The organism is Desulfobaculum sp. (assembly GCF_054921475.1).
In genome coordinates, this window is sequence record NZ_JBUDSW010000116.1 from 1 (window position 1) to 10910 (window position 10910).

Annotated in this window: 9 protein-coding genes and 1 pseudogene; 4 read left to right on the forward strand and 6 right to left on the reverse strand. The window is 63.2% G+C overall.

The features are described 5' to 3' along the window. Positions 1-484 (reverse strand): annotated as a pseudogene (locus ACY69P_RS09060) (hypothetical protein); the annotation flags it as partial. A gap of 213 nt (positions 485-697) precedes the next feature. On the opposite strand from ACY69P_RS09060, the gene ACY69P_RS09065 reads away from it, so the two are divergent. Further along, on the forward strand, positions 698-2422 hold the full coding sequence (locus tag ACY69P_RS09065) for an aldehyde ferredoxin oxidoreductase family protein (protein WP_459900324.1): 1725 nt from the start codon (positions 698-700) through the stop codon (positions 2420-2422). Positions 2423-2669: 247 nt separating this feature from the next. Here the strand turns inward: ACY69P_RS09065 and ACY69P_RS09070 are convergent, their stop codons facing one another. The 5 genes from ACY69P_RS09070 to ACY69P_RS09090 form a co-directional block, all read right to left on the reverse strand. After that, entirely contained in the window at positions 2670-3440 is a 771-nt protein-coding gene (locus tag ACY69P_RS09070; RefSeq protein ID WP_459900326.1) for an adenosylcobinamide-GDP ribazoletransferase, read from the reverse strand. Further along, complete coding sequence (locus ACY69P_RS09075) at positions 3440-4267, reverse strand: SAM hydrolase/SAM-dependent halogenase family protein (protein WP_462327235.1); 828 nt, start codon at positions 4265-4267, stop codon at positions 3440-3442. Before ACY69P_RS09075 ends, ACY69P_RS09070 begins: the two co-directional genes overlap by 1 nt. Position 4268: 1 nt before the next feature. After that, entirely contained in the window at positions 4269-5120 is an 852-nt protein-coding gene (locus tag ACY69P_RS09080) for a YitT family protein (protein ID WP_459900329.1), read from the reverse strand. A gap of 227 nt (positions 5121-5347) precedes the next feature. Then, positions 5348-6775, reverse strand: coding sequence for an adenosylhomocysteinase (ahcY, locus tag ACY69P_RS09085; protein ID WP_462327236.1), 1428 nt, complete (start codon positions 6773-6775; stop codon positions 5348-5350). A gap of 19 nt (positions 6776-6794) precedes the next feature. Next, positions 6795-7718 (reverse strand): ArsR/SmtB family transcription factor, encoded by a 924-nt coding sequence (locus tag ACY69P_RS09090; protein WP_462327237.1) that lies wholly within the window; start codon positions 7716-7718, stop codon positions 6795-6797. 139 nt (positions 7719-7857) lie between these two features. On the opposite strand from ACY69P_RS09090, the gene ACY69P_RS09095 reads away from it, so the two are divergent. From ACY69P_RS09095 to ACY69P_RS09105, 3 genes are all read left to right on the forward strand, one after another. Further along, positions 7858-8616, forward strand: a complete 759-nt coding sequence (locus tag ACY69P_RS09095; protein ID WP_462327238.1) for a FadR/GntR family transcriptional regulator — start codon at positions 7858-7860, stop codon at positions 8614-8616. 103 nt (positions 8617-8719) lie between these two features. Beyond that, entirely contained in the window at positions 8720-9748 is a 1029-nt protein-coding gene (locus ACY69P_RS09100) for an alpha-hydroxy-acid oxidizing protein (protein WP_459901614.1), read from the forward strand. Between the two features lie 57 nt (positions 9749-9805). Then, complete coding sequence (locus ACY69P_RS09105) at positions 9806-10603, forward strand: sulfite exporter TauE/SafE family protein (protein WP_459900335.1); 798 nt, start codon at positions 9806-9808, stop codon at positions 10601-10603. Positions 10604-10910 lie beyond the last annotated feature (307 nt).

A 10910-nucleotide genomic window follows, 5' to 3' on the forward strand; every position in this document is an offset into this window, starting at 1 on the left:
GGTTGGCGGTGAGCTGGACCCCGGCGGCAAAGACCGGCGCGGCCACACCCTTGGCGATGAAGTTGAAAGCGCGCAGGCGGATGGTTCCGCCCCTCCCCTCTGCCGCCGCGCCGTCCTGCAGGGCAATGCCTGAGCGCATGCGCGCAATGGGGCTGTGGCGGCGCATGGTGATGCCGCAGATGCCGGGAAGCGACCCGGAAAGGGCAAGCGTGCTGCCGGCGGCGACCTCGGCGGTGTCGATATCATCCACGGGGTGGCCTTCGAGAAACACGGTGCTGATGTCGCGGTCCACGTAGTCTGCGGGGATGTGCAGGTGCTGGGTCAGCAGGGTGCGGACCGTCATGGGCTGTGGCAGGGCGATGTCCACGCCCTCTTGCAGGAGGAGGTGCAGGGACGCCGCGTGCCCCGGCGCGAGGCGGACGGCTATTTCCCCGGAAATATCACCGGAACCGGGCTGGGGTGAAATCTTTGGAACGGATTGCAAAATTTTCCTCCGCGCTTCTGTTGGGATTGGTTCGTCTTGGTTATTTTGTGGCGCTTCAATCCGGAGAACAGAATAAACTGTCTTGCAGGAACTGTATGTAACAACAATGCAGTTTTCTATGATTTTGACAATGTATTCAGTTGGTCATAGACGATATGAAGTTTGAAGCATTGAAGCAACAGTTTATCGAGCTGCAAACTGGAGGAAAGCACGATGAAAATTTTGCGTATCAACACTCGCGAGCGTACGTACAAGTACGAGGATATGGGGGAATATGCAGGTCTTGGAGGCCGCGCCCTCACGTCCCGCATTGTGCGTAAAGAGGTTCCGGCCGACGCTCACGCCCTCTCTGCCGACAACAAGCTCATTTTTGCCCCCGGACTGCTGTCCGGCACCATGGCCGCCAACTCCGGCCGCATCTCCGTTGGCGCCAAGTCCCCGCTGACGGGCTCCATCAAGGAGTCCAACTCCGGCGGCATGCTGTCCCAGAAGCTGGCCAAGCTGGGCCTCGCCGCTGTTGTGCTGGAGGACAAGCCCGAAAAGGACGCTCCCTTCACCGCCATCCGCATCACCAAGGACGGCGTGGAATTCTCCGACGCCCCGGACCGTGAAGGCAAGGACAACTACGCGTACCAGAAGGTGCTGGACGAGGCCTTTGGCGGCAAAGCCACCGTGGCCCTCATCGGTACCGCCGGCGAGCAGTGCCTGCAGGCGTCCACCATTCAGTTTACCGACCCCTTCGGCAACCCCGCACGCTCCGCTGGCCGTGGCGGCATGGGCGCTGTGATGGGCTCCAAGCGCGTGCGCTGCATCGCTGTGGACAACTCCGGCGCCAAGGGCATTGAATACGCCGACAAGGACGCGTTCAAGGCCGCCAACAAGCGCTGGACCGAAATCCTCAAGACCCACCCGGTTACCGGTCAGGGCCTTGCCGGATTCGGCACCGCCATCCTCGTGAACATCATCAACGAAGCTGGCGCACTGCCCACCAAGAACTTCCGCAGCGGCCAGTACGAGCACGCCGCAGATGTGTCCGGCGAAAAGATGTCCGAACTCATCGAAAAGCGCGGCGGCAAGGTACACGAAGGCTGTCACCCCGGCTGCGTGATGCAGTGCTCCCAGCGCTACGTGGATGAAAAGGGCGAATACGTGACCTCCGGCTTTGAGTACGAGACCCTGTGGGGCTTTGGTCCCAACGGCCTTGTGCACGATATCGACCTCATCGCCGAAATGGACCGCGTTTGCGACGAAAAGGGCATCGACACCATCGAGATGGCCAACGCCGTGACCATGGCCATGGAAGGCGGCCTCATCGAGTGGGGCGATGGCCCCGCCGCCAAGGCGCTGCTGGAAAAGGTCGGCACTGACGACCCGCTGGGCCGCATCATCGGCAACGGCACGGGCTCCACTGCCGCCGCCTTTGGCGTGGACCGCGTGCCCACCGTCAAGAATCAGGCCCTGCCCGCCTACGACCCCCGCGCGGTCAAGGGTGTTGGCGTCACCTACGCCACCAACCCCATGGGCGGCGACCACACCGCCGGCTACGCCGTGTGTCAGAACGTCCTCAAAGTGGGCGGCGATGTGGACGGCATGAAGGACGACGGCAACGTTGAGCTGTCCAAGAACCTTCAGGTGGCCACCGCGTCCATCGACTCCACCGGCATGTGCCTGTTTGTGGCCTTTGCCGTGCTGGATACTCCGGACGCCATGCAGGTGCTGTGCGACCTGCTCAACGCCCGCTACGGCGGCAACATCACGCCGGACGACGCCCTCGCCCTTGGCGTGCAGACCCTGAAGGACGAGCACTCCTTCAACGCCGACGCCGGCTTTACCAAGCACGACGACCAGCTCCCCCGCTGGTTCAAGGAGGCCCTGCCGCCCCACAACGTGACGTGGGACTACTCCGAAGAGGACCTGCAGGCCGCCAAGACCTTCTAAGGTCGCTCCAATTCCCGCGCAGTACGACAGCGCCCCCGTTCGGCTCTTCCGGACGGGGGCGCTTTGTCTTGGGTAGTGATGGCGCCGCTGAGGGCGCGGCGTGTGGCCGTGGATGGTGCGCAGTGTGGCCGTGGATGGTGCGCAGGGCGGCGATGGGAGGCGGTGCCACGTGGGGCGGCAGGGGCTTCGGCGTCTGTGCCGTGTTGCGCCGGTGGGGCCTGTCGGGACCACGGGGCTTCCCCTGCGGCTAGTAGAACAGCGGCAGCAGGTTGCGCGTCAGGTTCATGGCGATGCACCAGCCCAGCAGGGTGGAGATTTCGCCCCAGATGACGGCCGCGCCCAAAAAGTCGCCGTTCATGCCGCCGTGGGTGCGGGCCAGCAGGGCCATTTCCATAATGCCCAGTCCGGCCAGCAGGGCGGTGGGAAGCAGGAAAATAAGGGGCTGGACAAACAGCGCGGCACACAGCGTCTGGATGATGACAAGGAGCACAATGGGCGTGGTTGCGCCGCTCAGAAACAGCCGCCCCTGTCCGTCGCGGGTGAGGTGGCGGCCGGTGTAGGCCGTGCATACGGAGACGGTGCGGCCCATGATGAAGGCAAACACCACCACGCCATACGCCTGCGCGGCCAGCGCCTGATGCAGCAGAATGATTTGTCCCGCAATGCCCATGACCATGGCAAGAACGCCAAAGGCGCCGTTGCGGCTGTCCTTGACGATGGTCCAGAAGCGTTCGCCGCGCGCGCCGCTGCCCCAGCCGTCAAAGAGGTCGGCCCAGCCGTCCCAGTGCAGGGCGCGGGTCAGGGTCAGGGAGCCGCCAACCACCAGCCACGCCTGCACCCACGGCTGACCGCCAAGAACGCCAAGGGCAAAGGGCAGGGTGACAATGGTGCCGATGATCAGCCCAATAACGGGAAACCACCCGATGGTGGCGGCAACGGTTTTTTCATCATAAATGCGGGCGGGGCCGAGGCGGGTCATGAAGCTGAGGGATGCGAGAAACGAGGTGAAAAAGAGCATTACAGCCTTTGCGCGGCGGCGAGGGTTATGGTGGTGCCGCATGTGGCGGCCAAAAGACGGGCGGCGGAGGCCTGATTCATGGACAGTTCAAGGTAGCCCTGACTGCCTTCAAGCAGGCCCATGCTGCCAAGGGGCAGGTCCGCGTAGGTGCGGCAGCAGGTGACGGCGCCTGTGCGGCCCTTGGCGGACAGGGCAAGCCCTTCCCAGTGGCACAGACGGTCCAGCCACTCGCGGGCCGGCAGGTTCAGAATGCAGTTGCCGAAGCGGTCCACGTGCAGGACCGTGGCGGTGACGGCGGCGTTGTCGTCCTCAAGGCGGGGCCTTGCCCAGTCCAGCGTGACAAGGTCGTCTGGTGCCATTTCCGGGCCGAGGGATTCCGCCTCCGCTCCCTGCGCCAATTGCGCGGCAAGGGGGGCGAAGACGTCGCGCCCGTGGAAGGTGGCACTGACGGTGCGCGGGGAGTGCATGTGCACGGACAGGTCAAACACGCGCACAGGCCCGCCGCTGCCAAGCACAAGGCTGGCAAGGCCGTTGTCCGGGGCGATGATGGATTGCCCGTCCTTTTCAAGGAGAACAATCCCCCGCGTGGTGCCAACCCCCGGGTCCACCACGGCGGCGAACACCGTCCCCTCGGGAAAGTGCCGCCTGCTGGCGTTCAGGAAGAATCCCCCCTGCGCCAAGTTGAACGGCTCCACCCCGTGGCTGATGTCCACGATGCGGGCGTCCGGCACAAGGGACAGAATGCGGCCTTTCATCTGGGCGACGTACGGGTCGCCCAGACCAAAGTCCGTCAGCAGGGCGATGGGGGCGGGTGTCCTCGCGGTCATGCTAATAGACCTTCCGTCTGGAGAATTTGCGGCCAATGACGTTCATGGGGCTCTCCACAATGGTGAAGGCGTCCGGGTCAATGGCGTAGATGGCTTGTTCCAGCCGCTTGACTTGGATGTTGAACACCACGGTCAGCAGCACGCTCTTGGGCCTGCCGGAGTAGGCGCCGCGTCCGTCGAGGAAGGTGGCGCCCCGGTGCAGGTCGCGCATGATGGCGGCGGCGATTTCTTCGGTCTTGTCCGAGATGATGAAGACCATCTTGCGCTGATGGAACAGCCCAAGGACGTATTCCATAATCTGCGCGGCAATGAACACCGTGGACAGCGAGTACAGCACAAGGTCCACCTTCATGAACAGCATGCTGACCACAAACAGCGCCAGATTGAAGCCAAACGTCACCGCGCCTATGCGCAGATTGTACTTCTGATTGATGGCGACGGCAATGATGTCCGTACCGCCCGTGGACCCCAGCGAGCGAAAGGTGATGCCGAGGCCGGTGCCAAAGGTGGCTCCGGCGGCAATGGCGGCCAGCCACGGGTCGTGCACCGGCAGTTGCCATGGAATAAGCTCCATGAACACCACAACGGACATGGCCCCATACAGGCTGTACAGGAAAAAGCGGCGGCTGACGCCAAACCAGCCAAAGAGGAAAATGGGGGCGTTGAGCAGAAACAGCCATTGCCCCGGCGAGAGCTTGTCCGTCAGGTAGTACAGCAGCAGGCCAAGGCCGGACATGCCGCCGGAGATAAACCCGTGCGGTAGGGCGATGGCTTTGATGCCAAAGGCAAAGATGCCCGTTCCTATGGTGATGAGAGCAAGATTCCACGGTACAGAGTATGTGAAGTCGCGCATGGCCCCTCCCAGGGCTGTTCGCGGCAGGTTTGAAGGCGGCCGCGTTTGGCTTCCCTTTGCCAGTATTTTGCACGAATTGGAAGCCTGATTCCACCCGTCAGAGCCCGGCGCGCGTGCGTTCGCGAAAAAACGCCCCCAGCAACGGCAAAGCGCCCCGCCTCCACAACGGAGACGGGGCGCCCATTCGGTCTTGAGCCAGTGTGCCAAAAAGCGGGCGTGGGCCGCGCTTAGTAGCGGTAGTGGTCGGCCTTGAAGGGGCCATCCACGGGAACGCCGATGTAGTCGGCCTGTTCCTTGGTCAGGGTGTCGAGCTTCACGCCCAGACGGTCAAGGTGCAGGCGCGCCACTTCTTCGTCCAGACGCTTGGGCAGAACCATGACCTGCGGCTCGTAGTCGTTCTTGGCGAGGTCAATCTGCGCCAGAGCCTGGTTGGTGAAGCTGTTGGACATAACGAAGGAGGGGTGGCCCGTGGCGCAGCCAAGGTTCACCAGACGGCCTTCGGCCAGAACGATGACGCTCTTGCCGGACTTCATGGTCCACTTGTCCACCTGCGGCTTGATGACGGTGCGGGTGCATTCCGGGTTGTCCTCAAGGTAGGTCATTTCGATTTCGCTATCGAAGTGGCCGATGTTGCAGATGATGGCCTCGTCCTTCATGTTTTCCATGTGCTCGCCGCGGATGACGTGGTAGTTGCCCGTGGCGGTGACGAAGATGTCGCCCATGGCGGCGGCTTCGTCCATGGTGGTGACTTCAAAGCCTTCCATGGCGGCCTGCAGCGCGCAGATGGGGTCAATTTCGGTGACGATGACGCGCGCGCCAAAGCCGCGCATGGACTGGGCGCAGCCCTTGCCCACGTCGCCGTAGCCGATGACGACCACAACCTTACCGGCAATCATGATGTCGGTGGCGCGCTTGATGCCGTCGGCCAAGGACTCGCGGCAGCCGTAGAGATTGTCGAACTTGGACTTGGTCACGGCGTCGTTGACGTTGAAGGCCGGGAACAGCAGTTCGCCGGACTTCTGCATCTGGTAGAGGCGATGCACGCCGGTGGTGGTCTCCTCGGAGACGCCGCGCACCTTCTTGGCGATTTCGGTCCACTTGGTGGGGGTGGCTTCGTAGCTGGCGGCCAGTCGGCTCATGACCACGGCGAATTCCTTGTTGTCCACCTTCTGCTCCAGAACGGAGGGGGCCTTTTCGACCTTCACGCCCTGATGGATGAGCAGGGTGGCGTCGCCGCCGTCGTCCACGATGAGGTCCGGGCCGGAGCCGTCGGGCCAGGTGAGGGCCATTTCCGTGCACCACCAGTATTCCTCAAGGGATTCGCCCTTCCAGGCAAACACCTTGGCCATGCCGGAGTCGGCAATGGCGGCGGCGGCGTGGTCCTGCGTGGAGAAAATGTTGCACGATGCCCAGCGGATGTCCGCGCCCAGTGCGTGCAGGCACTTGATGAGCATGGCGGTCTGGATGGTCATGTGCAGGGAGCCGGTGACTTTCAGGCCCTTCAGGGGCTTTTCGTCGCCGTACTTCTCAATAAGGGCCATCAGGCCGGGAACTTCGCGCTCGGAGAGCTGCATTTCCTTGTAGCCAAAATCGGCTTCGGCAATGTCCTTGACCTTGTAAGGAAGGGTCAGGTCCAGCGGCTGTACGTCTGCCATGGTTCTTTCCTCCGGGAAATTAGTGTTTTGCCGCCTCGAACACCCGAAGCCGCAGCCCCGATGGAAGTTCGAACCGGTCTTCGTTGACGATGGAAAATCCTACTTTCTCCAGCCATGCCCGGACATCGCCGGGGGCAAAGCCCAGCCATCTGTCGCCGGACTCGGTGCGCATGGCCTCCACCTCGTGCTTGTCAAAGTCCGCAAGGACAAAGCGTCCGCCGCCGTGCAGGGCGCGGTAGGCCTCGCCAATGCCCTCGCGCGGGGAGGCCAAATGGTGCAGAGAAAGACACATTACCGCAAAATCCGCTTCGCCGTCAGCAACGGGAAGATGTTCCAGGTCGCCAATGCGCAGGCTAATGCGCCCCGACGCCCCGGCCTGTTCGCCAAAGGCTTCCCGCGCGCGGTCCAGCATCTCCGGCGAGTTGTCCACGCCGATGACGCTCTCCGCCTGCTGGGACAGGGCCGTCAGCAAGCCGCCCGTCCCGCAGCCAAGGTCAAGGGCCGTGCCCGCCCCATGCATGCGGCTGGTGACCAGCCCGGCGATGTCCAGCCCCCCAAGGGTGTCGCGCCGCATCTGGTCCCACTCCTCGGCGATGGAGCCGAAAAAGCGCGCCGTTTCGCGGCGGCGTGCGGCCACAACGCGCGCGGCGGCTGCCGCGTCGGCGTCAAGGTCGGCCTCGGCGTGGACAAAGGGCGACAGCGCGGCAAGGTAGTCGCCTGCTTCGCCCTGCGTGGAGGCGTGGTAGAAGACCCACTGCCCGTCGCGCCGCCATTCGACAAGTCCGGCAGAGGCAAGGATTTTCAGGTGCCGCGAGATGCGCGACTGCTTGAGGGCCAGCGCCTCGACAATCTCGGCCACGGCCAGCTCATGCTCCATAAGGATGCGGATGAGCCGGAGCCGGGTGAGGTCGGCCAGCGCTTTGGAAAACTGTAATATCTGCATATTGAGATATTGTAATATATCGCCTGCGCCGCCGTGTCAATGCATGCACGACCGGCGCGAAACAAAATGTGGTTGGGGGCTTGACTTGGGTGGTCCAATTGGTACTTTGGTCCTACCAATTTTTGCCAGAAGGACAAGTATGACGCAACGGATACCAGCCGAAGGATTTGCAGGCGGTGGGAGTGTACAGCGCTCCGCCGTGTACGAGCAGATTGTACGGCGCATCAACGAAATGCTCGCCTCCGGCGAGCTTGCCCCCGGAGACCGTCTGCCGCCGGAGCGGCGGCTGGCCGAGGCTTTTGGCGTGTCGCGCAATTCCGTGCGCGAGGCCATCCGCGTGCTGACCCAGCGCGGGGTGGTGGAGACGCGCCCCGGCAGCGGCACCTATGTGGCGCAGGGCCGGGACGATGATCTTGTGGCCGGCATTGCCGACTCCATGCTGGAAGGGCGCACGCGCCTGCGCGAGGTGATGGAGGTGCGCCTTATTCTGGAGCCGCGCGTGGCGCGGATGGCCGCCGTGCGCGCCACTTCCGAGGATGTGGCGGCGCTGCGCGGCACGCTGGAGATGCAGCGGCGCGACGTGGAACGTGGGGGGACAGGGGCCAGACAGGACGAGGCCTTTCACGCCAGCCTTGCGTCCATGTGCGGCAATGCGCTGTTGCACTGCATGCTTGGCCGTATGCATGGCATGTTTGCCGAAAGCCGCGACGAGGTGCTTGTACCCTCTGAGCGGCGGATGGCCTCTCTTGCCGTGCATGAGGCCATCGTCGCCGCCATTGAGCACGGCGACGGAGCAGCCGCGGAGCGGCGCATGGCCCGCCATGTGCGCGATGTGGCCGACAGGCTGTTCCCCGACGGCGGGCTTGCCGTAGCGGGCGGCTTTACCTTCGAGGACTAAGCGAATGGTTTTTCCGCGCCCCCCGGTCATGACCACGTGGCCCCGGAGCCGGTATTTCATCAGTATATGACGTTTATCAACATCACGGAGTAGCATTATGGAAATGCCCGATGTGCGAGCAAAGGCTAAGGAATTGATGAAAGGGTACTGCCGCGTGTGTCCCGTCTGTGACGGACGCGCCTGTTCCGGCGAAGTGCCGGGTATGGGCGGGCTTGGCACCGGCGAAGCCTTCCGCAGCAACGTCCGCGCCCTGCGCGAGGTGCAGCTGAACATGCGTCTCATGCATGATGCCGCTGAGCCGGATACCTCCACCTCTCTGCTCGGTCTGGACCTTGCCCTGCCCGTTATCGCCGCGCCCATCGGTGGCGTGTCCTTTAATATGGGCGGCGGCATCACCGAAGCCGAATACGTGGACGCCATCCTCGGCGGCTGCAAGTCCCGCGGCATCATTGGCTGTACCGGCGACGGCGTGCCGCCCTTCATCGTCGAGGCCTCCTTCGGCGGCCTGAAAAAGGTGGACGGCTACGGCATTCCCTTCATCAAGCCGTGGGAAAGCGATGAGCTGGACGAAAAGTTCGCCATGGCCTTCGACAGCGGAGCCAAAGTCTACGGCATGGACGTGGACGCCGCCGGACTCATCACCCTGCGCAAGATGGGCCGCCCCGTCGCCCCCAAGACGCCGGACCAGCTGCGTGAAATCATCCAGAAGGTACACGACAAGGGTGGCAAGTTCATCCTCAAGGGCGTCATGACCGTGGACGAAGCCGAAAAGGCCGCCGAAGTCGGTGCGGACGCCATTGTCGTGTCCAACCACGGCGGCCGCGTGCTCGACCACGCTCCCGGTACCGCCGCCGTCCTGCCCGCCATTGCGCAGGCTGTGAAGGGACGCATCGGCATCATCGTTGATGGCGGCATCCGCGACGGTGTGGATGTGCTCAAGATGGTCGCCCTCGGCGCAGACGCCGTCATGATTGGCCGTCCCTTCTCCGTGGCCGCCGTGGGCGGAACGCAGGAAGGCGTGGAGGCCTATATTGACGCGCTGAAAGCCCAGCTGACGCAGGCCATGGTGCTCACCGGCTGCAAGGACATCGCCGCCGTCGGAAGCCACATTCTCTACACCAACGGCAAGTAGCTTTAACCGGGCCGGAGCCGCCGCGCTCCGGCCCCTTGCATAAGGACTCGGCGCATCATGCTGACTTCGCTTCTTCTTTACGTTGTTCTTGGCGCGTTTGCCGGTGTTCTGGCCGGACTGTTGGGCATTGGCGGCGGTTTGGTCATCGTGCCCCTGCTGACCTTCTCCTTCACATGGCAGGGGGTGCCCCACGAGCATATTCTGCACATGGCCCTTGGCACGTCCCTCGCCACCATTATCTTTACCTCCCTGTCCAGCATGCGCGCCCATCACGGGCGGGGAGCCGTTGATTGGTCCGCGTTTTGGCGCGTGACCCCCGGCATTCTCACCGGCACCTTTCTTGGCGCATGGATTGCCGCGCAGCTGCCGACCAATATCCTCAAAGGCTTCTTCGGCATCTTTCTCTACTACGTGTCCTACCAGATGCTGCTCGGCAAAAAGCCCAGCGCCTCCCGCGAACTGCCCGGCGCCACCGGTATGTTCGGCGCAGGAAACGTCATCGGCGTTGTCTCCAGCCTTGTCGGCATTGGTGGCGGCACGCTGTCCGTGCCCTTCCTCACGTGGTGCAATATGGCCATTCACCGCGCCATCGGCACCGCCGCCGCAATCGGGCTTCCCATCGCCATCTCCGGCACCCTTGGCTACTTCGTCAACGGTATTGGCGTGGAAGGCCGTCCCGATTGGTCCCTCGGCTACATCTATCTGCCCGCGATGGTCGGCATCGTCAGCATGAGCGTGCTTACCGCCCCCTTTGGCGCCAAGCTCGCCCACTCCCTGCCCGTGGCGACCCTGAAAAAATTCTTCGCCCTTCTGCTCTTCGTCGTCGGCACCCGTATGCTCTGGAGCCTCCTCTAGAACGCGCGCGCCGCGACAGGAAGACCAATGGAAGGCTCCGCGAAATGTTTCGCGGAGCCTTTTTTCTGTGATTTTTTTTGTCTCCGACGGCTCAAGGGTGTGACACCCTTGAGAATCCCCAGGATTTTCGGGGCGGAAGCCGCCCCGAAAATAGGGGTGGGTGCGGGGGCTCTTGTCTTGTTTTTTTCCCCACCACAAACAGGGATTCTCACCGTCCTGCACGCGGCGACAACGCCCCCCAAAAAAACTCTTCCATCCACACGGACGAGAGCCGTCAGGGGTGACGACAGTCCCAGATAAAGGCACT

Bases quoted from the DNA above. Each gene is read 5' to 3' on its own strand.
- ACY69P_RS09065 (WP_459900324.1), top strand. From the start codon at position 698: ATGAAAATTTTGCGTATCAACACTCGCGAGCGTACGTACAAGTACGAG.
- ACY69P_RS09070 (WP_459900326.1), bottom strand. From the start codon at position 3,440: ATGCTCTTTTTCACCTCGTTTCTCGCATCCCTCAGCTTCATGACCCGC.
- ACY69P_RS09075 (WP_462327235.1), bottom strand. From the start codon at position 4,267: ATGACCGCGAGGACACCCGCCCCCATCGCCCTGCTGACGGACTTTGGT.
- ACY69P_RS09080 (WP_459900329.1), bottom strand. From the start codon at position 5,120: ATGCGCGACTTCACATACTCTGTACCGTGGAATCTTGCTCTCATCACC.
- ahcY (WP_462327236.1), bottom strand. From the start codon at position 6,775: ATGGCAGACGTACAGCCGCTGGACCTGACCCTTCCTTACAAGGTCAAG.
- ACY69P_RS09090 (WP_462327237.1), bottom strand. From the start codon at position 7,718: ATGCAGATATTACAGTTTTCCAAAGCGCTGGCCGACCTCACCCGGCTC.
- ACY69P_RS09095 (WP_462327238.1), top strand. From the start codon at position 7,858: ATGACGCAACGGATACCAGCCGAAGGATTTGCAGGCGGTGGGAGTGTA.
- ACY69P_RS09100 (WP_459901614.1), top strand. From the start codon at position 8,720: ATGCCCGATGTGCGAGCAAAGGCTAAGGAATTGATGAAAGGGTACTGC.
- ACY69P_RS09105 (WP_459900335.1), top strand. From the start codon at position 9,806: ATGCTGACTTCGCTTCTTCTTTACGTTGTTCTTGGCGCGTTTGCCGGT.